This is a genomic window from Cutibacterium granulosum (assembly GCF_900186975.1).
Classification (GTDB): domain Bacteria; phylum Actinomycetota; class Actinomycetes; order Propionibacteriales; family Propionibacteriaceae; genus Cutibacterium; species Cutibacterium granulosum.
Genome location: NZ_LT906441.1, coordinates 1,082,426 through 1,105,831 on the forward strand (window position 1 = coordinate 1,082,426; position 23,406 = coordinate 1,105,831).

Annotated in this window: 19 protein-coding genes and 1 riboswitch; of the genes, 6 read left to right on the top strand and 13 right to left on the bottom strand. The window is 62.8% G+C overall.

Annotation, left to right across the window (positions count from 1 at the left end; translation table 11 throughout):
- Window positions 1–76: 76 nt before the first annotated feature.
- Both CKV91_RS04540 and CKV91_RS04545 read right to left on the bottom strand, forming a co-directional pair.
- On the bottom strand, window positions 77–1,570 hold the full coding sequence (locus CKV91_RS04540; RefSeq protein WP_095140969.1) for an O-antigen polymerase: 1,494 nt from the start codon (window positions 1,568–1,570) through the stop codon (window positions 77–79).
- Window positions 1,570–2,949 carry a sugar transferase gene (locus tag CKV91_RS04545; protein WP_021105953.1) on the bottom strand — a complete coding sequence of 460 codons (1,380 nt, stop codon included), beginning with the start codon at window positions 2,947–2,949 and terminating at the stop codon, window positions 1,570–1,572. Before CKV91_RS04545 ends, CKV91_RS04540 begins: the two co-directional genes overlap by 1 nt.
- A gap of 254 nt (window positions 2,950–3,203) precedes the next feature.
- Between CKV91_RS04545 and CKV91_RS04550 the strand changes: the two genes are divergently transcribed.
- From CKV91_RS04550 to meaB, 5 genes are all read left to right on the top strand, one after another.
- Window positions 3,204–4,292 (top strand): LCP family protein, encoded by a 1,089-nt coding sequence (locus CKV91_RS04550; RefSeq protein ID WP_021104544.1) that lies wholly within the window; start codon window positions 3,204–3,206, stop codon window positions 4,290–4,292.
- Between the two features lie 79 nt (window positions 4,293–4,371).
- Window positions 4,372–5,328 (top strand): alpha/beta fold hydrolase, encoded by a 957-nt coding sequence (locus tag CKV91_RS04555; protein ID WP_065861002.1) that lies wholly within the window; start codon window positions 4,372–4,374, stop codon window positions 5,326–5,328.
- Between the two features lie 280 nt (window positions 5,329–5,608).
- A riboswitch (cobalamin riboswitch) is annotated at window positions 5,609–5,831 on the top strand.
- 80 nt (window positions 5,832–5,911) lie between these two features.
- Window positions 5,912–7,819 carry a methylmalonyl-CoA mutase small subunit gene (mutA, locus tag CKV91_RS04560; RefSeq protein ID WP_065861003.1) on the top strand — a complete coding sequence of 636 codons (1,908 nt, stop codon included), beginning with the start codon at window positions 5,912–5,914 and terminating at the stop codon, window positions 7,817–7,819.
- Complete coding sequence (scpA, locus tag CKV91_RS04565; RefSeq protein WP_021104540.1) at window positions 7,816–10,005, top strand: methylmalonyl-CoA mutase; 2,190 nt, start codon at window positions 7,816–7,818, stop codon at window positions 10,003–10,005. The genes mutA and scpA overlap by 4 nt, the downstream gene beginning before the upstream one ends.
- Before the next feature lie 310 nt (window positions 10,006–10,315).
- The gene (meaB, locus tag CKV91_RS04570) at window positions 10,316–11,341 is read left to right on the top strand and encodes a methylmalonyl Co-A mutase-associated GTPase MeaB (protein ID WP_021104539.1); all 1,026 of its coding nucleotides are present in this window, start codon (window positions 10,316–10,318) and stop codon (window positions 11,339–11,341) included.
- 3 nt (window positions 11,342–11,344) lie between these two features.
- On the opposite strand, the gene CKV91_RS04575 is transcribed toward meaB, so the two are convergent.
- The 5 genes from CKV91_RS04575 to CKV91_RS10085 all read right to left on the bottom strand — a co-directional run bounded on the left by CKV91_RS04575 (window position 11,345) and on the right by CKV91_RS10085 (window position 16,656).
- A complete protein-coding gene (locus CKV91_RS04575) occupies window positions 11,345–11,560 on the bottom strand; it encodes an RNA-binding S4 domain-containing protein (RefSeq protein WP_036957670.1) in 216 nt (71 codons plus the stop codon).
- Window positions 11,561–11,582: 22 nt separating this feature from the next.
- Complete coding sequence (locus CKV91_RS04580; protein ID WP_065861004.1) at window positions 11,583–12,344, bottom strand: amino acid ABC transporter ATP-binding protein; 762 nt, start codon at window positions 12,342–12,344, stop codon at window positions 11,583–11,585.
- 107 nt (window positions 12,345–12,451) lie between these two features.
- A complete protein-coding gene (locus tag CKV91_RS04585) occupies window positions 12,452–13,462 on the bottom strand; it encodes an amino acid ABC transporter permease (protein WP_316328281.1) in 1,011 nt (336 codons plus the stop codon).
- Between the two features lie 49 nt (window positions 13,463–13,511).
- Entirely contained in the window at window positions 13,512–14,444 is a 933-nt protein-coding gene (locus CKV91_RS04590) for an ABC transporter substrate-binding protein (protein WP_021104535.1), read from the bottom strand.
- A 313-nt stretch (window positions 14,445–14,757) separates the two neighbouring features.
- The gene (locus tag CKV91_RS10085; RefSeq protein WP_095141080.1) at window positions 14,758–16,656 is read right to left on the bottom strand and encodes an esterase-like activity of phytase family protein; all 1,899 of its coding nucleotides are present in this window, start codon (window positions 16,654–16,656) and stop codon (window positions 14,758–14,760) included.
- Between the two features lie 315 nt (window positions 16,657–16,971).
- On the opposite strand from CKV91_RS10085, the gene CKV91_RS04600 reads away from it, so the two are divergent.
- On the top strand, window positions 16,972–17,316 hold the full coding sequence (locus tag CKV91_RS04600) for a hypothetical protein (RefSeq protein WP_065860913.1): 345 nt from the start codon (window positions 16,972–16,974) through the stop codon (window positions 17,314–17,316).
- Between the two features lie 24 nt (window positions 17,317–17,340).
- On the opposite strand, the gene CKV91_RS04605 is transcribed toward CKV91_RS04600, so the two are convergent.
- From CKV91_RS04605 to CKV91_RS04630, 6 genes are all read right to left on the bottom strand, one after another.
- Window positions 17,341–18,198: a metal ABC transporter permease gene (locus tag CKV91_RS04605; RefSeq protein WP_065860914.1), complete on the bottom strand. Its 858-nt coding sequence runs from the start codon at window positions 18,196–18,198 to the stop codon at window positions 17,341–17,343.
- A 2-nt stretch (window positions 18,199–18,200) separates the two neighbouring features.
- Window positions 18,201–19,007: a metal ABC transporter ATP-binding protein gene (locus CKV91_RS04610; RefSeq protein ID WP_021104531.1), complete on the bottom strand. Its 807-nt coding sequence runs from the start codon at window positions 19,005–19,007 to the stop codon at window positions 18,201–18,203.
- A 153-nt stretch (window positions 19,008–19,160) separates the two neighbouring features.
- The gene (locus tag CKV91_RS04615; protein WP_065860931.1) at window positions 19,161–20,141 is read right to left on the bottom strand and encodes a metal ABC transporter solute-binding protein, Zn/Mn family; all 981 of its coding nucleotides are present in this window, start codon (window positions 20,139–20,141) and stop codon (window positions 19,161–19,163) included.
- Window positions 20,142–20,263: 122 nt separating this feature from the next.
- A complete protein-coding gene (locus CKV91_RS04620) occupies window positions 20,264–20,845 on the bottom strand; it encodes a cysteine hydrolase family protein (RefSeq protein WP_325168517.1) in 582 nt (193 codons plus the stop codon).
- A 12-nt stretch (window positions 20,846–20,857) separates the two neighbouring features.
- Entirely contained in the window at window positions 20,858–22,369 is a 1,512-nt protein-coding gene (locus CKV91_RS04625; RefSeq protein ID WP_065860916.1) for a purine-cytosine permease family protein, read from the bottom strand.
- A gap of 341 nt (window positions 22,370–22,710) precedes the next feature.
- A complete protein-coding gene (locus CKV91_RS04630; protein ID WP_021104527.1) occupies window positions 22,711–23,217 on the bottom strand; it encodes a phosphoribosyltransferase in 507 nt (168 codons plus the stop codon).
- Window positions 23,218–23,406 lie beyond the last annotated feature (189 nt).

Sequence of the window (23,406 nt, forward strand, 5' to 3'; positions counted from 1 at the left end):
CCCAGGAAACATTCCGTGACGTGCAGAATGCGAGGATGTCGGTCTGGATGTGGGGGAATTGCATGGCAGCTGTCGATCATCGTGAGAATCCCCTCAATTCATGTCTCTGGTGCGATGTCTTGTGAACTGGTGAATGGTCATGGGTCATCGAATGGCCCATGAAGAATATCAATGCCACGGCTGCGGGAAAGAATCTTCCCAAGGTCCAGTACGTGAACCGCGGCAGTTCGAGAAGGCCGAGGAAGAGGGTTGAGTACGCAATGAGTGCCACATCAGAACCCTCTCGTGCCCTCCGGTACACGTAGCCAAGGGAGATACCAAGTATGAGCCAGAATGTCAGACCGCCGATGAGACCGAGATCGGCGATTGGCGTCAGATAGGACCCACTGTTGTTGAACTCGGGGGTCGCATACCAGGACAGCGTGGAGAACCACCAATCCTCCGGTAGCAAACCACCAAATGATGGTGCCCCGAAGATGGATGAGAATCCTGGAAAGTCAAAGACGAATGGGATGGTGAAGTATATGGGGTGTGGAGATCCGGTCACCTGGGAGTAGAAGAGGGCGTTGTTGTTGAACGACGTCGTGTAGTAGGCCAGCAGTCTGTCAAGTACCCATGGGACGAATGACGTGTCACCGGACTGTGAGTAGAAGATCCAGCTCCGGAAGTACTCCGAGGCGGAGAAGACGATGACGAGGAATGCGAGTCCGATCACGGGGATGAGATTCATGAGAAGTCGGTGATTCCTCATGAAATGACTCGTCACGATGAGGACAAGCACCGCTGGGATGACGACCTCCATGAGTGCAAGACGTTCCGCATAGAACAATGCACGGAACATGCCCGTCAGAAGGACGAAGCACCAGAGTTTGCCAATCTTTCTGGTCGTGGTGTATCGATATGCCCCCAAGGCTGACACGATGCAGGAGACCTGTGTGAGGGTTGTCACTCCCGAGACCGGAGCCAAACGTTGCTTGAGGAATGAGATGGCCCCCATGTCCCGATGGATCACGGCCAGGAACAGTTCCAAGGTCGCTCCGCGTGCAGTGGCGATGACGGCCCAGGACACGTATCCCAGGACGACGATGAGACCCAGGGCGTGGTACCACCCTTCTATCACGTGCGGTTCGGCGTCGGACTCCACTCTGCCTGCTCGAGAGGCAGGGGTCACGTGGGTTGCCAGCGTCATGCCGAGGCAGAGAGCCACGATGGCTGCCACAGTGAGTGTGAACTCCGGTGTGTGGAAATATTTGCTCGTTGACCAGTTGTCGAACCTGCTTGCGGGGTAGAGGAGTGTGCACAACGCAAGTACGCCGGAGAATGCGATGACGATGAATCGTGGCTCCAACCAGAAGGCCCAGGTTGCGTGGCGAGGGGCAGGTTCTGGTGAGGCACAGCGACTGTCTGAACATGATTCGCCGTCCAGGATCGCTCGACGAGGGCTGACGTAGGGACGATGGTCGTAGGTGCTGGATGATTCTGGGGGAAGGAGATGTGCTGGCCGCCGAGGTGCTGAGTGGCTGGGGCGGTTCAAGGGGTGTCGTCCGTTCGGTTCTCCGTCGTGCAACATCAATATGCTCCGTTGGGGAACAGCACGACCTTGACCGTCTTGAGGATGATCGAGATGTCTCCCAGAAGGGACCAGTTCTCGACGTACCTGAGGTCGAGTCGGATGGCTTCCTCGAGTGGTAGGTCTGAGCGCCCTCCAATTTGCCACAGCCCCGTGATCCCAGGTTTGACGAGCAGGCGTCGATGAGTTGGCCCCTCATACTCGTCCACCTCGCGTTGCACTTGAGGACGTGGCCCGACGATGCTCATCGAGCCTCGAAGGACGGTCCAGAACTGGGGCAGTTCGTCGATGGAATACTTTCTGATGAATCTGCCGACCTTGGTGATTCTTGGGTCATCCTCCATCTTGAACAGGAGTGCAGACCCACCGTTGGCGTCGATGAGTTCCGCCATACGCGCTTCGGCATCCACTGCCATGCTTCGGAATTTGTGAATCGTGAAGGGTTTCCCATTCTCGCCGATGCGTTCCTGTTTGAAGATGACTGGTCCGCCGTCCTCCAGTCGGATGGCGAGTGCCGTGACCGCCATGGTTGGTGAGAAGACAATCAAGGCCACAGTTGACGCCAAAATGTCGAATACTCTTTTGATGAGATACTTTATTCCGGAGTATCTGGCCAGATCGACGTGAACGAGGTTGAGCCCCGCTGCCTCGTATGTGCTCATCCGCGGTCCGGCGACATCGATGAGTTCGGGTATGAAGAGGAGCTGGGTACGACAGTCCTCAAGATCCCAGGACAATTGCTTTGTCTGCACGCTCGACATACCGCCGGCGGCCACCACGGCAGAGAGTGGAAACTCGCGAACCTCCTTGAGGAGCTGTGGGTAGCCGAGTACTGGCAGGTCTGCAGGAAGGTCACTGCATTTCTGTGGTTCCTCCCCGTTGAGGCAAACGGCAGCAGGTGCGTAACCGACGGCGATGTTCCGGCGAAGAGTCTGGACGGTTCGCTCGACCTCTGGGCCAGCCCCGATCACAAGTGTCGGGATCAGGAATCGTCCTTGCTTGCGGGACCGTTGGATGACTTTCCGGATCACCTTCCGCTCGAGGCACATGAGGATCAGTCCCAAGGGCAACGCAATGAGGAACAGGGATCGGGACACCGACAACTTGAACAGGTAGCTGAGAACTGCCAGAACGCCGAAGACCCACAGGGTTCCACGCATGGCCAGTTGGTACTGCTGAAGGCCAGAGCCCACCAGTCGGATTCGATGGCTGCCATTGGTGGAAAGGACGACGAGCCACACACTCCCAAGGCCCAGGGCGAGCGTCGGATAGGTGAGGCACCGAGCCCCGGCCAGAGGGGTGTCGGGATCGGGTATGCGGATGTACAACGTTGCCATGAGCGCCGAGGCAATGGCCAAGGCATCGCCAAGGACAAGCACATTGCGTATGTGGCTCGGCCAAGATGGATGTCTCACACCCGTTGGCTTGCTACTGGGAATGATGATGCCTTTCGGATACGGCGTACGTGCTGGTACCAAGAAACCTGAACTCCGGTCATGCTAACATTTGGCTTGGCATCTTGCTCAGCACCCCCATCCAAAATCAGTCTCCTTGGACGGAGAACTTGGGGCGGGATTTCCCGTATCGGCTCCGATGGTGCGCGGAAGGTGGAGACAGGACAAGGGGATCCAGCGTGGATGACGATGATGAGCTTGACCTCTTTGGTGCCGATGAGGGTGTTCCCCCGCGGCGCGGTATGGATGCACACAGGCAGGACGAGGAATCGATCACCGAGGGCGTTGGAGCGGCATCATCGGGGCATCGTCGTCGTGCCCCAGTGATCTTCCTGTGTGCTGTGCTGGCCATCATCCTGCTTGTCGTCGGTGTTCTGGGCTATTTCCTCAAGCACCTCACCAATGGTCTGGACGAGATCAATCGGGAGCCTCTCACGATGCCCACCGCGAGCCCCCGCCCCAGCACGGCTACGGATGGCGCTCGAACCTTCGTACTCCTGGGATCGGACTCCCGGGGTTGGGATCGAGGTCGGTCCGACTCCCTGATGGTGGCATACCTGCCAGCGGATCGAGAGCATCTGTACCTCATCAGCTTCCTGCGTGACATGTGGGTGACGATCCCGCCCAACAAGGTCATCGGCAAACCTTCCCAGGCCAAGATCAACGCTGCATATTCGTGGGGTGGCGTGCCGCTGACCATTCAGACCCTTGAAAGTTTGACGAATGTACGCATGGATCATGCTGCCGTCATCGACTTCACTGGTTTCAAGGAACTCACGACCGCTCTTGGCGGTGTACAGGTGTACAACGATCAGGATTCCACCATTGAGGGCATGCACTTTCCAGCAGGAGACATCACGCTCAAAGGCAATGCGGCCCTCAAGTACGTCCGCGAACGCCGGGATCTCAAGAACGGCGATCTTGATCGTGCGCGCCGTCAGCGGGATGTCCTCACGGCCATCATCGACAAAACCCTCTCTGCGGGTACGCTCGCCAATCCCTCGAAGTTCGATGACGTCGCCACCTTGGCCGGACGTACCATGACCGTCGACGACAAGCTCACCAATTCGGAGATTCGCAAACTTGCCATGAGTCTGCGATTCACCTCCGGTGACAAGGTCGTGCAGGTGCAAGCCCCCATTTCCGGGTTTGGCAGGTCGAAGGACGGTCAGGCCTATGACGTCGTCGACAAGGAAGGGCTGCAGGAGCTCTCGGATGCCATGCGCAACGACACCATGGATGTGTACGTCGAGAATCACCCACAGTGAGCCGTACCGGTCACGGCCGTGATGCATTGACCGAATACTCTGGGCACTGCGATGCTCGATCACAACCTCGGGAGGATCCATGGACACCATCACCCTCACTGCCGACGACGGTGCGCAGATTGACGTGCTCATCTGGCGGCCTGGTTGTCAACCGCGTGGATTCATCCAACTGGTGCACGGGTTCGCCGAGTACGCTGCTCGCTACGACGAGTTCGCACGTTGCCTGGCGCAGTCTGGCTGGCTCGTGGTGGCCAACGATCACCGTGGCCACGGACCGCGGGCACTGGCGGACGGCACCCTCGGGCAGGCCCCCGACCGGGGCTACCATCAGATCGTTGACGACCTGTGTCGAGTGACCGATGATGTGCGCTCCCAGCACCCGAAGCTGCCCTGGATCCTCGTGGGTCATTCGATGGGGTCGTTCCTGGCGCGGATCGTCGCAGCTCGTCGGGGCCGGGAAATGACTGCGCTCGTGCTACTGGGGACCGGAGCTTCAGCAGGCCCATTGGCGAAGGTGGCTCGTGGTGCGGCGACCAGCCAGATTGTCATGGCTGGTGAGGATTCTGCCAGTCGAGTGATGGAGACCCTGATCTTTGGCTCCATGAATCTTCGGTTTCGTCCCGTTCGTACCCGGTTCGACTGGCTCAGCCGACAGGCCAGTGAGGTGGACGCCTACTGCAATGATCCACTGTGCGGATTCACTGCCTCGGTGGGGCTGTACCGGGAGCTGGTTCGGCTCAGTGAGACGAGCAACTCCAGTACGATCCTACGAGCCATTCCACCGCGGCTGCCGGTACTGCTCATGAGCGGTGACAGCGATCCGGTCGGCGGCAACGGCAGGGGAGTGCGTCGCGTGGCCGGTGAGCTTACGGCGAACGGGGTGCTCCAGGTGGACGTCCATCTGGAGCCTGATGCTCGACATGAGCTGCTGCACGAACGAGACCGGGAACAGACGTATCGGCTTCTGGAGACGTGGATCGGCAAGACGGTTGAGGCTCGCTCGGACCATCCCCGATGTGCGGTCTCACCAAGGTGACGCCGTGACAAGGCCGTATCCTCTGCCTCCGATGAATCTTCCGGGAGGGGTGACGGCTGGCCAGCGCCCAGGAGACGCTGGCTCGTGTCGTGGCACAGTGGCCCCGGAGTCGGATTTCGCTGCAGGGATGCAGATCTGTGAGCGAAGGATACGACGAACGAGTGAAAACTGGGTCGATTGTGCCAATTCCTCGCTGCACGATCGTGCGTAGGAGGTAGCCCCCTGCTGCCCGGTCGACGTTCATCTTATAAGCTGGTAGGAGCTGGTGCTGGGAAGGTCGTGATCGCGTGAGGTCATGGGTTGGACCAGCAGTGAAAGGGAATCCGGTGAAACTCCGGAACTGCCCCGCAGCGGTGAATGGGAACGAGATCACCATTGACGCCATCCCGTCCGGGACGACGGCAATCAAGCACTGGGCTTCGGCCCCGGGAAGCGGTGACGTAGGACTCGTCAACGACGAGACGCCCATGAGTCCGAAGACCTGCCAGCATGTTGCCGCACCCGGTGCGACGACAATGACGTGGTCCCCGAGGGGAGGACGACGACGTATGTCTATCCAAAGCGGAGCAGGAGTCTGAAGAGTATGACTGATCCCGACAACGTCTCGACGCCGGCCAAGGTCGACATGCCCGAGACGCTCACCCTCGCCGGTGACTTCCCGGCCCCGACCCAGGAGCAGTGGCACAAGGAGGTGCTCAAGGTCCTCAACCGTGGGCGTCCCGAGGGCAAGCAGCTCAACCTCGAGAAGGGCATGGCACGTCTGCAGCCGACCACGGTCGACGGCGTCAAGATCGAACCCATGTACACCCGCCAGGATGCTCCCGAGGACCTCGGAGCTCCCGGCGTTCCCCCGTTCACCCGTGGTACCACCATTCGTACCGGCGTCATCGACTCCTGGGACGTGCGTGCCCTGCACGAGGACCCCGATGTCGCCTTCACCCGCAAGGCGATCCTCACCGATCTCGAGCGTGGTGTCACCTCCATCTGGCTGCGAGTCGGTGACGACGCCATTGCCGCCTCCGACATCGATTCCGTGCTCGAGGGTGTGTTGCTCAACCTGGCCAAGATCGAGGTTTCCAGCCGCGATGACCAGGCCGTTGCCGCCGATGCCCTGCTGGCTGCCATCGAGAAGTCCGACGCCAAGAAGGATGAGATCTCGTTCAACCTGGGCATCGACCCGATCGGTTCAGCTGCCATCAATGGTGGCGAGCCCGACCTGTCCGGACTCTCCGAATGGGTCAAGAAGGTTGACGGGTACAAGAATGCTCGACCGATCGTCGTCGACGCGACCGTGTACCACAACGCCGGTGCCGGTGACGTCGCCGAGCTCGCCTGGGCCATTGCCACCGGTGTCGAGTACGTGCGTGCCCTCATCGAGCAGGGGCTGACTGCCGAGCAGGCCTTCGACAGCATCAACTTCCGGGTGTCTGCCACCCATGACCAGTTCCTCACCATCTCGCGACTGCGTGCCCTGCGTACCCTGTGGAACCGCGTCGGTGAGGTCTTCGAGGTTCCCGCAGGCAAGCGTGGTGCACGTCAGGAGGCCGTCACCAGCTGGCGTGAGCTCACCCGCGACGATCCCTACGTCAACATCCTGCGTGGCACCATCTCCACCTTCGGTGCCGCCGTCGGCGGTGCCGAGGCCATCACGACGCTGCCCTTCGACGACGCCATCGGCCTGCCGAAGAGTGACTTCTCGCGTCGTATTGCCCGCAACACCGGCATCATCCTCTCCGAGGAGTCGAACATCGGCCGCGTCAACGATCCGGCTGGTGGCTCCTTCTACGTCGAGTCGCTCACCAAGTCCCTGGCAGATGCTGCCTGGGCTGAGTTCCAGAGCGTCGAGGCCGCTGGTGGCATGGCGGCAGCCCTCACCGGTGACCATGTCCGCACCGAGCTCGACAAGCTCAACACCGAGCGTGCCAAGCGGTTGGCCACTCGTAAGCAGCCGATTACGGCCGTCAGCGAGTTCCCGCTGCTGGACGCCAAGACCGTCGAGACCAAGCCGTTCCCGCAGGGTGCACCCCACAACGGGCTGCAGTGGCATCGCGATGCCGAGGTCTTCGAGGCCCTCGTCGATCGCTCCGCCACCTGCGCCGAGCGTCCGAAGGTCTTCCTGGCCTGCTTGGGGACTCGTCGCGACTTCGGCCCCCGTGAAGGATTCTCCGCCCCGGTGTGGCACATCGCTGGCCTGGAGACCCCCGAGTGCGAGGGAGGCACCACCGAGGAGGTCGTCAAGGCCTTCAAGGAGTCCGGTGCCCAGATCGCCGACCTGTGCTCCAACGCCAAGACCTACGCCGAGCAGGGACTTGAGGTCGTCAAGGCTCTCAAGGACGCCGGTGCCAAGGCCGTCTACCTCTCCGGTGCCTTCAAGGAATTCGGTGACGACGCCGCAGCAGCCGAAGAGCTCGTCGATGGACGCGTCTTCCTCGGGATGAACGTCGTCGACACCCTCTCCTCCGTTCTCGACACAATGGGAGTTGCCAAGTGACAACCTTGCCCCGTTTCGATTCCATCAACCTGGGTGATGCGGCCGTTCCCGCCGACGCCCAGGAGCAGTTCGCCAAGCTCGCCGCCGCTGCTGGTGAGCAGGATCCGTGGATCACTCCTGAGCAGATCGAGGTCGGACACCTCTACTCCCAGGACGTCTACTCCGACATGGACTGGCTGGGCACCTACGCCGGTATCCCGCCGTTCACCCACGGTCCCTACGCGACGATGTACGCCTTCCGTCCGTGGACGATTCGTCAGTACGCCGGATTCTCCACCGCCAAGGAGTCCAACGCCTTCTACCGCCGCAACCTGGCTGCTGGCCAGAAGGGTCTGTCGGTCGCCTTCGACCTGCCGACCCACCGCGGTTACGACTCCGACAACCCTCGTGTTCCCGGTGACGTCGGCATGGCCGGTGTGGCCGTGGACTCCATCCTCGACATGCGCGAGCTCTTCGCGGGTATCCCGCTGGACCGCATGTCGGTGTCCATGACGATGAACGGCGCCGTGCTGCCGATTCTCGCCCTGTACGTGGTGGCCGCCGAGGAGCAGGGCGCCAAGCCCGAGCAGCTCGCCGGTACGATCCAGAACGACATCCTCAAGGAGTTCATGGTTCGTAACACGTACATCTACCCGCCGCTGCCGTCGATGCGGATCATCTCCGACATCTTCGCCTACACCAGTGCGAACATGCCGAAGTGGAACTCCATCTCGATCTCCGGTTACCACATGCAGGAGGCTGGCGCCACCGCCGACATCGAGATGGCCTACACCCTGGCCGACGGTGTCGACTACATCCGTGCCGGTGAGTCGGTGGGTCTGCAGGTCGACCAGTTCGCCCCGCGCCTGTCGTTCTTCTGGGCCATTGGCACCAACTTCTTCATGGAGGTCGCCAAGATGCGCGCGGCCCGCATGCTGTGGGCCAAGCTCGTGCACCAGTTCGGGCCGAAGAATCCGAAGTCGATGAGCCTGCGTACCCACTCGCAGACCTCCGGCTGGTCGCTGACCGCCCAGGACGTCTACAACAACGTCATCCGCACCTGTGTGGAGGCCATGGGGGCCACCCAGGGACACACCCAGTCCCTGCACACGAACTCCCTCGACGAGGCCATCGCCCTGCCGACGGACTTCTCCGCCCGTATCGCCCGTAACACCCAGCTGTTCATCCAGCAGGAGTCGGGCACCTGCCGTGTCATCGACCCGTGGACCGGCTCGGCCTACGTCGAGAAGCTCACCCTGGAGCTGGCTCGCAAGGCATGGGGCCACATCCAGGAGGTCGAGAAGGCCGGCGGTATGGCCAAGGCCATCGAGAAGGGCATCCCGAAGATGCGCATCGAGGAGGCTGCTGCCCGTACCCAAGCACGCATCGACTCGGGTCGTCAGCCCCTCATCGGCGTCAACAAGTACCAGCTCGACCAGGAGGAGCCCCTCGAGGTGCTCAAGGTCGACAACTCCCAGGTGCTCGCCGAGCAGAAGGCCAAGCTCGTCAAACTGCGCGCCGAGCGTGACGAGGAGGCCTGCCAGCAGGCTCTGGAGCGCTTGGCATGGGCGGCTGCGAACCCCGATCCCACCGATCCGGATCGCAACCTGCTCAAGCTGTGCATCGACGCCGGTCGTGCACAGGCATCCGTTGGCGAGATGAGCGACGCCATGGAGCGCAGCTTCGGTCGCTACACCGCCCAGATTCGCACCATTTCCGGTGTGTACTCGAAGGAGGCGGGGCACACGAAATCCTCTGCCAAGGTCCACGAGCTCGTTGAGGAATTCGAGCAGAAGGCTGGACGTCGTCCGCGTATCTTCATCGCCAAGATGGGTCAGGACGGTCACGACCGTGGCCAGAAGGTCGTTGCAACCGCCTACGCCGACCTCGGCATGGACGTCGACGTCGGCCCGCTGTTCCAGACCCCGGAGGAGGCCGCCCGTCAGGCCGTCGAGGCCGACGTCCACGTGGTTGGCGTCTCCTCCCTTGCCGCCGGACACCTCACCTTGGTGCCGGCCCTGCGCAAGGAGCTGGACAAGCTGGGACGTTCGGACATCATGATCGTCGTCGGTGGCGTCATCCCGACCCAGGACTTCGACGAACTGCGTGCCGACGGTGCCGCGGCGATCTACCCGCCGGGAACCGTCATCCCCGATGCAGCGGTCGACCTCATGACCCAGCTGCTCGAGCGCATTGACGAGGACTGATCGTCACGAGCTGATCCTCAAGGTTCACGTCGGCCCCGGACCCTCGCTGGTTCGGGGCCGGCGTGCATCCCAGGCGCACCCCTGACAGAGCAGTCCGGTCCAGGACTGGGCACCTGTCCAGTGCAACCCGTCCCACGACTGGAGGCCTGGATCCAGAACAGCCTGCCTCACGACTGGACACCGGCACTGCACTCGGTCCCCACCCAGTCAGATGGGTGACGACTGACTTCATCCCCAACCCCCTCACACGTGCTCCAGACGCGATAAGTTGGAGTAACGCGCTTGTAGAGCGAGCCCAAGAAGGAGCGACATGGCTATCGACGTACCCGAACTCGTTGACCAGGTGCTGGCCGGAAACCGCCAGGTCATCGCCCGAGCGCTGACCTTGGTGGAATCGAGCAAGCCTTCCCACCGGGAGAAGGCCCATGAGATGTTGCGTCAGCTCGCCCCGCACACTGGCAAGGCAATTCGTGTCGGTATCTCTGGCGTACCGGGAGCCGGAAAATCCACCTTCATCAACAAGATGGGAACCAAGCTCATCAAGGAGCACGGCCATCAGGTAGCCGTGCTGGCCGTGGACCCGTCGTCCACCCGAACCGGCGGCTCGATCCTCGGTGACCGAACCCGTATGGGAGAGCTCGCCACCCTGGATGACGCCTTCATCCGCCCCTCACCCTCTGGCGGTCACCTGGGCGGTGTGGCCCGGGCCACCCGAGAGGCCATGATCGTCATGGAGGCCGCCGGGTACGACGTCGTACTCGTCGAGACGGTCGGTGTCGGGCAGTCGGAGGTCGCCGTATCCGAGATGGTCGACACCTTCCTCATGCTTGCCGTGGCTGGTACCGGTGACCAGCTGCAGGGCATCAAGAAGGGCATCCTCGAACTGGCGGACGTCGTCGCGGTCAACAAGGCCGACGGCGACAATGCCGGTAACGCCCGCGTCTCGGCACGTGAACTGTCCATCGCCATGAAACTCGTCCAGGCCGACCAGAACCGTCGTGTCCCGGTGCTCACCTGCTCCTCCTACACCGGCGACGGGCTGGACGACCTGTGGCAGGCGGTTCTCGACCACCGGGAGTACCTGGAGTCGGACGGGTCCCTGCAGGCCCGCCGCTTGGAGCAGCAACGTGAATGGCTGTGGGCCATGGTGGAGGACGAGATCCTGGAGTCGTTGCGGCACGAGCCGAAGCTGCGCGAGGTCGCCCAGAGGATCGAGGCCGACATGAGCATCGAGGCCACCAGCGCGCTCAAGGGCGCCGAGGAGATCCTGCAGACTTTCGCCCAGGTCGTCCCCGACCTGCCGTGGGCCCAGGGCACCATGGGGAGCCAGGGCTGAGCATCACCACGGGACGTCGATCGGGTCCAGGTTCACCTCCTCGGTCACTGGACCCGCGTCGGTCTCGATGGTGACGGTGTCGCCGGGGTGCAGCTGGCGTCCGCGTCGCCTCTCCACCTCACCATTGACACTCACCACTCCTGTCGTGATGAGCTCACGTGCCTGCCCGCCGGTCTCGACGAGGTTGGCGAATTTGAGGAACTGGCCGAGCCGAATCATGTCGTTGCCCATGACACCAGTTCTACAACACGGAGTCGAGGAAATCCCTCAGACGAGGTGACTGCGGATCGTCAATGACGCTCTGGGGGTCGCCGGACTCAACGATGACTCCGTCGTCCATGAAGGCAACGATGTCTGCCACCTCACGGGCGAAGCCGATCTCGTGGGTGACGATGACCATCGTCATTCCCTCGGCTGCCAGGTCCTTGAGCACGGCCAACACCTCGCCGACGAGTTCCGGGTCCAGCGCACTGGTGGGCTCGTCGAAGAGCATGAGATCGGGCTTCATCGCCATGGCGCGAGCGATGGCCACCCGCTGCTGCTGTCCGCCGGACAGTTCGGCGGGGTAGTGGTCGGCGCGTCCTGCCATGCCCACCCGCTCCAGCAGGTGCAGGGCAGCGGTCCGGGCCTCGTCCTTGCCGGCCCCGGCAACGTGGATCGGGGCCTCCATGACGTTCTCCAGGGCCGTCATGTGCGGAAAGAGGTTGAATCGCTGGAAGACCATGCCGGTCCTGGCTCGCTGAGCAGCAATCGTCTTCTCCGGGAGCCGGCGCAGGCGCCCACCTCTGGTGGGGGTCTCCTGGTATCCCACCAGCTCACCGTCGATGCGGATGCTGCCGGCCTCGAAGGTCTCCAACTGGTTGATGCACCGCAGCAGCGTCGACTTTCCCGATCCGGACGGGCCGAGCAGGACGCACACCTGACCCTTGCCGACGTCCAGGTCTATCCCCTTGAGAATGTGCAGGGAGCCGAATTCCTTGTGCAGACCCGCGACATGGGTCATGGGCGTCTCGGAAGCGCTGCTGTGCGGCGCCGCCGTGTGCTCGACGAGTGGTCCGGCCCCGGTCGGGGTGTCGGATGTCTTTTCGTGACGTGGGGTGGGAGTGGTGCTCACAGTTCTACCTCGGGGAGTGGCTCGGCAGGGGTGGTTCCAGATGCATTGACCGCGGACTGACGATTGTGGCGCGTCGATCCGGTGGTCTTGCGACGGGAGAATCCCCGTCCGTAGTACGCCTCGACGTAGTGCTGGATGACCATGAGAACGCTCGTCATGACGAGGTACCAGATGGCAGCGACGATGAGCAGGGGGATCGTGGCGTAGATGCGGTTGGCGATGGCGTTGGTGGCGTACTGCAGATCTAGGGTGAATGGCACTGCCAGCACCAGCGAGGTCGTCTTGAGCATGCCGATCGTCTCATTGCCCAGTGGCGGCACGATGACACGCATCGACTGGGGGATGATGATGCGGCGCATGATGAGGCTCGGTTTCATGCCCAGAGCCTTGGCAGCCTCGGTCTGACCGGCGTCCACCGATTCCAGTCCGGCGCGGATGATCTCGGCAAGGTAGGCGCCCTCGTTGAGTCCCAGACCAATGATTGCAGCGGCTAGGGCGGTGAGGACGTCCTCGGTGCGGAACTTCACGAATTCCGGTCCGAAGGGCACACCCACCGAGAGCATGGGGTAGAGCACTGCGAACAGTCCCCAGAACACCAGCTGGGTGTAGACCGGCACGCCACGGAACACGAAGATGTATGCCCACGCCACAGCGCGCAACACCGGATTTCGAGCCTGGCGCATGATTGCCATGATGAGGGCGACGATCGTGCCCAGGATCATCGCGGCGACGGTGAGCAGCAGGGTGTAGCCGATGCCCTGGACGACCTTGACGTCGCGCAGGTACAGCCAGACGATGTCCCACTGGTAGTTGGGGTTGGTGACCAGGCCATGGATGAGCATTGCCACGAGGACGGCGACGATGACCGCGGCGATCCACGTGCCCGGATGTGGAACGTCCTTGGCCTTGATCCGATTGGGGATGTCGGCGTGATGTTGGGTGTCCATGAGTTCCTCTGGAGGGGAGCGGGTGGATGTGGGGGAAGCTGTGCGCTGGATCGAGCTCATCGTGCGGATGCATGGTCAGACTGATCCAGGAGCAGTGCCTCGCGGGTTGTCAGCTCTGCGAGCCACTCCTGGGGTTGAGCTCTGCCTTGTCGATCATGCCGGACTCATTGCCCCAGTTGGCGAGTAGTTTCTTCATGGTGCCGTCGTCGATGAGCTTCTGGGTGGCAGCCTGCACGGCCTTGGACAGGCCGTCGTCATTCTTGGCCGTGGCCACACCGAACTGGGAGGCGTCGGTCACCCCGCCCAGGGCCTCCAGGGCATCATTCTTCGAAATGGCGTAGGAAGTGATCACCGAGTCGGCGAACAGGACGTCGGCCTTGCCTCCGGCGACATTGGTGGTTGCGTCTGCCTGGCTGGGGTAGGAGAGCAGATCGATCGGTTTCTTTCCGTCGGCTGCGCATTTCTTGTTCTTCTGCTGGGCGTCGGTCTCCTGGGCAGTACCGGTCTGCACGGCAACCTTGTGGCCGCACAGGTCGTCGGGGGAGACGTTCTGAGGATTGCCCTTCTGGACGGCCATCGAGAATCCAGCCTTGAAGTACGACACCATGTTCACCTGTGTGAGACGTTCATCGGTGATGGTGAAGGTCGATGCGGAGAGGTCGTACTTGGTGCCCAGTGCCGGCAGCAGGCTGGGGAACGCCGTGTTGGCCGTGGTGAGTTCGAGACCCATGAGTTTGCTCATGGCCTTGAGGTAGTCGATGTCGAAGCCGATGATCGTCGAGCCATCTGAATCGATGAACTCAGCCGGGGCGTAGTTGGCGGCCATGCCGCTGGACAGGGTGCCACGGTTGGCGATCTTGGCCGGGACCATTTTGGCGATGTCTTCGTCCTTGTCCATTGCATCGATGATCTTGGCATTGTCCGAGGTGTCCGAACCGCCATCAGATGCGCTCTCCTCGGAGGCATGGGTGCATCCGGTGAGGGCTAGGGACAGGGAGACAACGGCGGCGGGAATGGCCAGTGCGAGCTTTGTGACGTTCATGACAGATCCTGATGTCTCGACGTTGGTAAAAATAATTATGCACGAGAGAGAATATTTTTGCAATGAGATCGTATGGCAAGACGACGGGAGTTGAGTACTGAAGCCGCGGACAGCGCGGATGGAACCTGTGAGAGGTGAATGAACTTTCCCTGACGACGAGGAGCGGGGCACGTGCTGCAGCACGTGCCCCGCTCGGAGGTGGTGATGGATGGTGTGGTGGCAAGTGTGGTCAGCAGCTCATCCCATGGCCGGGAATCAACGCGGCTGGCCTGGCAATGACTGCCCCCTGAGTCGGTATGGGTGGGCGTCAGTCTCAGTTGCCGGTGGCCGGTAGGGCCAGGCCACGTGAGGGGCTCGACGTGACGATCTGGCTGCCAGATGAGGTGCTCGAATCGTCGTCGGTGCCGTGGGCGTGTCCGGTGGTGGACCCAGCGGGTGTGGCTTCCTTGTGCGATGACAGCTCGGGGGTCACGATTGCCGACGGAACACCAGTCGGAGTGGCCGCAGGTGTGGCACGAGTGCTCGAGGTCGGAGAGGTGATGGGCGAGGAGCCAGACGCCGTGGCAGTGGGAGACGCTGCAGGAGCGGAGGGGCTCATGGATGGTGACGGCGTGGCTGCAGGCTGCACCGACCAGGAACCCACGACCTGGTTGTCCAGGGCAAGGGTGAGAGTATTCCCTGCAGCGGTGAGCTCAGCACGATCGACCGTCGTAGTGGCATCTCCACGAGCATCGGCATCCACCGAGACCAGCTTCTTCCTCCCGGCGAGTAGCTCGTGGCCGGTGTCGGGTTGCAGACCGCCGAGGGTGACCTCCACCTCGGTGCCAGCGTCTGTGGTGTTGACCTCTGGTGCGATGTAACCGTCACCTCGGTACTGCTGCGGGACGGCGGTCATGTCGATGTCCAGGGCTTCGCCGGTCTCGGGCCTGCCCTGGTACTCCTTCTGCTTGAGCTCGAACTGCGTCCCGGTGTGGCTGGAACCCTCCAGCCCGAAATCGGAGTCATTGGCCAGGGTGAGATGCTGACCACCCTTGGTGACGGCGACCCCCTCCACCTTGTCGTGGCTGAAGGTGTTGCCACTGGGATCGGCTCCCCAGACCAGCTTGGTGACGTCAAGGTACAGCCTGCCCTGCGCCGGTGAGATGCCAGCCGCACGCAACGTCTCGGCGGCGACCTGCTCGTTGGCCTTCGCTCCGTCGGTGTGCGACACGTAGCCCTCCAGGGATTTTCCGTCGATGAGGACGCCACCCTTGTCGGGGTCGTAGGCATTGGCGAGGTCAAGCAGGTTGGTGGCCTGGGCCAGGTCGATGCGGTACAGACGCTTGAAGGTGTCGGAGCCTGCCTTGCCATCTCGCTCGTCGACGAGGAGGGTGTGGTTGCCCAGGGCCGAGATCTCCGAGACGGTGGTGTGTGCCTGTGAGGAGTGCAACATGTAGAGGTACTGCCCGGTCACCTTCATGGATGCGGTGTCGATGGCGACGATGCGCACGAACGGCACATTCTTGGATTTGCCCTTGATGTCCGGCGTCGTCAGGGCGGACTGCATGACTCCGTACATGGTCTTGCCATCCGGGCTGAGGGTGAGCCCCTCCATGCCCTTGTTGGCCGTGCGGAACCGCAGCTCAGCGGGCAGAGTGCCTTCGTAGGGATTCAGACGATCGATCTCGTTGCCGTCGGCGTCGAAATGCACGATGAACGGGCCGTACTCGTCGGAGACGAAGAAGCTGCCGTCCTTGGCGGCCACCAATCCCTCGGGGTCCAGGCCGTTGTCGCTGGGGGCAAGTTTCCTGCCGGTGATGTCGACGATCGTCTCCCCGGTGTCGGCCTGGCCGTTGAGTTGACCGTTGATCGGTTTGCCGTTGCGCTTGAGCCCAATGGTTTCCCGCGGCTCCATCACGCCGTTCCTGAGGACGAACTTGGTGATGTTGGGCTGAAAGTCCACCACGGGCTCGACCTTGACCTCCTTGCCGGCGAGGTCACCGTCAACATTGGGGCCACGGTCGGTGAGGCCGTAGAAGACACTCTGGTGGTCCACGAGCTCGGCGCTGGGTGCGGCATGGAACGATGAGCCGTGGCCGCTGTTCGTGATGTGCACACCATTGGGCATGGTCGTGATGTCGCCGAGTGCACTGGTGTAGAGGCTGATGGCCGTGGCCGCCTCGGCGTCACCGGTGGACTGTGGAGCAGCGTGTGCAACTCCTGTGCTGGTCATCAGCGCGACAAGAGTGAACACAACGATGTGGGAGTGTTTTCTCATTTTCGTCCTTCGGACTAGGGGATGGCTGCAGTCAATCGAACGACGATGACATCGCGGCATCGGCACGGTGACGAGGAGGAAAACTGTGCACGGGGTGCGGCACTGCAGGACATGGCGCGCGGCACGATGGGATGGCACGGGCTGCCCGGGCACTGATTCGTCCCGGCCCCTGATTTCCCCGAACATCTACATCTGCAGAGTGCGACGAACGGCAGTACCCAGTGTGCAAGGATGGAACTGACTGCAGTGACTCGTTGCCAGGAGATCGTCATGCTTGTACTGGCTCTGATACTGAACGTTGTCGACGTCGTCCTCTTCCTCGACGCTAGGGCATGTCATGGCGCGTGGGCGGCGCCCTACCTCGCCATGGCCCAGGTGATCCTGGTGTACTGGCTCGTTGAGGAACTGATGAAGCGGGGACTGTTCTCCGCAGCGATCCGGGGAGCCCTCGCATGGATGGCTCTGGTCCTGATCGTCGCTGGCTGGTTCCTGGTGGCCAAGAGCCAGGAGACCCCACGACCGTACGTGGGCATCCTCGTGACGATCGCGGCGTGGGCCCCCATCGGTGTTCTCATCGCTCGCGATGGGAAGCGAAAGAGATCCGTTGGACGATGAGCTGCGGAACACGTGCCGCAACGCTCAGGTAGCAGCTCGTCGCCCCCAGCCACGTCGGCTGCGAATGGACCCGATGATCAGACAGACGAGGTAGATGAGAAAACTCACCGTCGTGACGTAGGGGCTGATCGGCAGACCGGGCCCCAGGGAGAGCAGAATGCCTCCCACCGCCGAGACGACGGCGAAGAGAATGGACCACACGACGAGCATGGTCGGCCGCACCGTGATCTTGCTGGCGGCCGCAGTCGGCGTGATGAGCAGGGAGAGCACGAGCAGGGCACCGACGAGCTGGACGGCCATGGCCGTCGTCAGGCCGAGCAGCACCATGAAGAGAATGGACAGGGTGCGCATCGGCACCCCGCGTGCCCGAGCCACCTCGGGATCCACCGAGGCGAAGAACAACGGACGCCAGATGAACGCCAGGACAGCCGTGACGAGTGCGGCAACTGCCGCCAGGGTGGTGATCTGGGTCGACTCCATCGCTACGATCTGCCCGGCGAGCAGGCCGAACTTGTTGGACGATCGTCCGTCGTACAGGCTCAGGAAGAGCATCCCGATACCCAAACCGAACGGCAACATGACGCCGATCGAGGCATTGCGTTCCTTGGCTCGCACCCCCAGCATTCCCAGGATGACGGCGGCCACCAGCGAACCGGCCACGGCGCCACCGGTCACTGACGTCCCGAAATACAGCGCCACCGAGGCCCCGGCAAAGGACAGCTCGGAGGTGCCGTGCACGGCGAAGGCGAGGTCTCTTGCATGGATCATCGGACCGATGAGCCCCGAGACGACCCCCAGGATGAGTCCGGCAATGATCGAACCGGTCACCAGCGGGACGAGGGTGGCGAAGTCATTGAAATTGATGATTGTCGAGAAATCCATGCTCAGCGCTCCCGATTCTCGCCGTGGACGTGGCGGCCCTGCTCCTCGTCGGCCAGCACGATGATTCGATCGCCGTGCTGGAACACCTCCACCGGAGAGCCGAAGAGGTCGGTGAGCACCTCGGTACGCAGCACCTCGTCGGGGGTCCCGATGCGCATACCGCCATTGGCAACGTAGACGACGCGGTCGACGAACGGCAGGATCGGGTTGATCTCGTGGGTGACGAAGAGGACGCCCAGTGGATTGTCGCGGCGGGCCTGGTCGATGAGGCGTGTGACGGCCTGCTGATGATGGATGTCCAGACTCAGCAGCGGCTCGTCACAGAGCATGAGCACTGGTTCGCTCACGAGGGCCTGGGCGATGCGCAGCCGTTGCTGCTCACCTCCGGAGAGCACACTGATCGGTGAGTCTGCGTAGGCAGACGCCCCAACTCGCTCGATGACCTCGGCGATGCGTCTCCGCCTCGTCCGCGACGGCCACCCCGGCCCCCACCGGTGACCATCGATCCCCATGCCGACCAGATCCCTGCCGCGAACAGGGGCCAGGGCGTCAAGGGTGCGTTGCTGCGGGATGTAACCAATGTCACGTGATCCGGGCCGGACGGGTTTGCCGTTGACCCGTGCAGTGCCCTCGGACAGAGCGGTCTGCCCGAGCAGGACGCGCAGCATCGTCGTCTTGCCGACACCATTGGGGCCCAGGACGGCAATGAACTCGCCGGGATGCACGGTGAGGTTGACGTGTTCCCACAGGATGCGTTCACCGAAGGCAACCTTGGCATTGTCCAACTGGGCTGGTGTGGCAGATGGCATGTGAACTTCCTGAGAAACGATCTCGGCAGGCCGGTAGCAGTGACAATAACTCGTCCGGGGCTGTCCATGACAACCCCGGACGGGAGAACAGGGGCTCACCCGCCGATCAGGCGTGCCGGTACGTACGGCGTCCTGGTCGGTACGAGGAGCCTCTCACTTGACGGTTGTGGAGATCTTGTCGATCGTCGAGCCGATGAAGTCGGCATAGGTGTCGACACCCTCGGGGAGGGTCTCGGTGACTCCGACCTCCGGAATGTGTGCGGTCTTGGCGGTGGAACGCAGCTGGTCGGTGATGGCGTCGGTGGTCTGCCCATTGACGACGAGCAGCTGGACCTTCTTGTCGCTGAGCAGGGCCTTGGTGTCGGCGACGGTCTTGGTGGACGGGCCGGCGTCGGTCTCGGACTGGGCCACGAACTCCTCGGGGGTGGAGTCCTCGATGCCCATGTCCTGAAGCAGGTACCCGGCGACCGGCTCGGTGGCCAGGGCATGGACGTCCTTGTGGGAATCGGCGAAGGAGTCGGCCTTCTTGTCGAGGTCCTTGAGCTGGCCGGCGAATTCGTCGGCATTGGCCTTGTAGTCGCTGGCATGGTCGGGATCTGCCTTGGACAGCTGGGTCTCGATCACCTTGGACACCTTGAGTGCGGTGTCGATGCTGTAGAAGACGTGTTCGTTGAACTCGCCGTGGTGGTGATGATGGTGGTGGCCCTCGTGATCCGCGTCGTGGTCACCGTGCTCCTCGTGGTCGGCGTCATCGGCCGTTTTGAGCCCGGACGCAGTGACGGCGTCGATGAGTGTCGGCTTGGAGTCCGAGGACTTGGCCAAGGTGGTGGCCCAGTCGTCGTACCCACCGCCGTTGACGATGGCGATGGACGCCTTGGAGAAGGCGAGCTTGTCCTGCGCCGTCGCCTCGTAGTCGTGCGGATCCTGGGTGGGTTTGGTGATGACGGACTTCACCTCGGCCTGGTCGCCGCCCACGGCTCGGGCAACTGATCCCCAGACATTCGTCGAGGCCACGATGACGGGCTTGTCGGACTTGTCGCCCGAGGCGGACTGGTCGTCCTTGTTGGTGGAGCAGCCGACCATCGTCAGCGCGACGGTGCCGGCGAGCGCAGCGGTCAGGATTGGGTGTCGCATGGTGTCCTCTCCATAGCAATGATTGAGAACCATTATCAATCCTTTGGGGTGTGGACGCAAGCTGGTCCGCTCGCGGGTCACACATTTTCATGCAGCAGGTGACGGGTCGACGAGGATGGTGACTACCGGGCCAGCACGTCCTGCGCCTCGACCACCTCGATCTGCGGTGAGAACAGCTCCATGACGTGCAGGGCAGCCTCGTGCTCGGCATCTGCGGAACCTGCAACGGCGTCGGAGACGACGCTCACCCGCGCCCCGGCGTCGGCAGCGGCGAGGGCCGTCGAGATGACGCAGCAATCGGTGGCCACCCCGGTGAGCACCAGGTGCGGATGCTCTCCGGTGAGCTCCTGCATGGAGGCGCCCCACTTGCCGAAGGTGGAGCAGTCCACAGTGGGGCGACGCGCCCACGGCCGGGCAGCGTCCACCAGATCCAGCAGTGGATCATTCGCGGCAAGATCGGCGAAGGGCCAGCGCGTGAAGTAGTCCCGCCACGACCCCTCGTGTGGCTGCCCGGCGACCCATCGGGTGACGATCACCCGATCGCCGAAACCTGTGACGAGCCGGTCGATCACCGGAACGATCTCTGCGAATCGGGGTGCACACCACTGTGACGACGGGTCGGCGAAGATCCGTTGCGGATCGATGACGACCAGCCACGGCTCGCCGGGCCCGTCCTGTTCACCCATCATCGTTTCCTCGTTCATGGTCGGTGCCCCTCACCGGTCCGTGGCCACGCTCGCACCCACCGCAGTGCTGGGTGCCATGGCCTCCTGGCGACGCACGATGCCACGTCGTCCGATCACCGTGAGGAGGAATCCCAGTACCAGGGCTGCGATGACCCCGATGTTGGCGTAGGCCCACGGCCCCTGCCTGCCGCCCAGACCGAGAGGCTCGAGCAGGTAGCCCTGCCAGTCGTTCCAGCTCACTCCCTCGTACTGGTTGATGACCAGACCCCAGCCGATGGCCACGCACACCAGGAAGGACACCATCGAGACCGGGTCGACGGCACGGTAGCGTCCCGCGGAACGGAACAGGTCGGTGTCGTCGTAGGGCTTCTGGCGCAAGGTGATGTCGGCGATCATGATTCCGGCCCAGGCGGCCAGCGGCACACCCAGGGTGACGAGGAACGACTGGAACGGTGAGATGAAGTTCGGGGAGAGGAAGACGACGTAGATCGTGCCAATGGTGAGGATGGTGCCGTCAATGAGCGATGCCGCTGGGCGGGGAATACGAATCCCCAGGCTGAGCAGGGTGAGGCCGGAGGAGTAGATGCCGTTGATGGCCCCCGAGAGCAGGGAGAGTACGGCGACCAGGAGGAAGGGTGCGAGGAACCAGGTGGGCAGGATCGTCGCCAGGGCGCCGACCGGGTCCAGGGCGATGGCCTCGGACAGATCCTGTGACGAGCCGGCCAGCAGCAAGCCCATGGTGATGAGAACGACCGGTCCCAGTGACCCGCCCACCGTGTTCCACAGCACGATGGAGCTGCCGGAGGCGTCCCGGCTCTGGTACCGCGACCAGTCCGCTGCGATGTTGATCCAACCCAGCCCCATGCCGGTCATGACCATCGTCATGGCACCGATCCCGGCCTGCCACGGTCCGTCCGGCAGGTGTGTCACCACGCCCCAGTCGATGTGTGGAATCGTCATGGTGACGTAGATGACGGTGACGATGCCGGTGACCCAGGTGAGCACGGTCTGCATCCGCATGATGATGTGGTAGCCGGCCACTGCCCCCAGCACGATGAGTACGGCGACGACGATGGCGGCGATGACCTTCACCGTCGTGCCCGAACTCCAGCCCAGTCGTTGGAAGATCGTCGCCGTGGCCAGTACTGCCGTGATGGCCAGCGACGTCTCCCAGCCGATCGACGTGACCCACGAGACGATTCCGGGCACCTTGTTGCCCTGCACCCCGAAGGCCGCTCGGGAGGCCACCATCGTCGGTGCGGAGCCACGTTTGCCGGCGATGGCGACGATGCCACACAGCAGGAACGAGACGATGACGCCGACGACTGCGGCAACGACCGCCTGGCGAAACGACACCCCGAACCCCAGGATGAATGCCCCGTAGCTCATGCCGAACACCGAGATGTTGGCTGCGAACCAAGGTAGGAAGAGATCACGCGGTCTGGCGGTGCGCTGGTCCTCGCCGATGATCTCGATCCCAGCGGTCTCGATTCCTCGCGAGGTCGACGCCGCATCCTGGTGCGGCGGGGCTGACTGGCTCATGGCTCTTTCTGCTCCATTGCTGACGAGTGGGGCCTCGTTGTCGATGGCTGCAGGCCCCGCAGATGATTGTGCCACTGATCGGGCGTGGGCGACGTCTGCCCGTGTGGGGCCGGCGCAGGGAACGGCATGGTGGCGGGGAGAACGGCAGGTACGTCGCCCCTGCGTGCGGAGTCTTCTGCGCACGGGGTCCGCTGGGCCCGAGTCCTCTGCATGCGGGGTTCTCGATGCATGGAGGGGCCTGATCCGTCCCCGGGGGAGAGCTGGGGGTGCGCAAGCCCGTCCCACGTCCGGCCAGTCGTGCAGGGGTAGTTCGGTCCGCGCTGCGGGTGGCTCGTACGGCGTCAGTCACGTGCCATGACCGGGGGCTTGGCGCTCCACGGGAAGACGATCCACTTGTCTGTGGTGCGCCACGAGAAATCAGGTTGAACGACGGTGCGGGGCTTGGTGTAGAGCACCGCCGAACGTACTTCGGCGCCGAAACCACGCAGCAGTTTGAGCACCAGGGCCAAGGTGCGTCCGGAGTCGGCCACGTCGTCCACGACGAGGATGCGCCGCCCGCGGATGGAATCGGTGTCCAGCAGCGGCGCCAACAGAATGGGGTCGGCCAAGGTCTCGTTGACGTCTGTGTAGAACTCGACGTTGATGGCATCGGTGAGTTTCACGCCAAGGGAGTACGTGAGGGCACCACCGGGAAGCATCCCGCCACGGGCCACCGCCACCAGCACCTCCGGTGAGAAGTCGGAGTCGGCAATCTGCTGGGCGAGCTCCTCCTGGGCCTGTCCGAAGAGCTCCCAGCTGAGGATCTCCTTGTCCTCAAGCTCCGATGAATCGGCATGGTAGGCGGTCATGGCGTCCTCTCCTTGCTCTATGTCCTGCGTTGACGCGCTGGATGAATTATCGCAGATCATCGTCCAGGCGGTGCGCACGATGCAAGGCGCCGCCTGCGTACCGACGTCAGTATGCATGTACCGACCCGGACTTTGTACGATTCATGTGGAGAGGCCGTTGCGATGCCGGAGTGGAATTGAGCTGGCTGA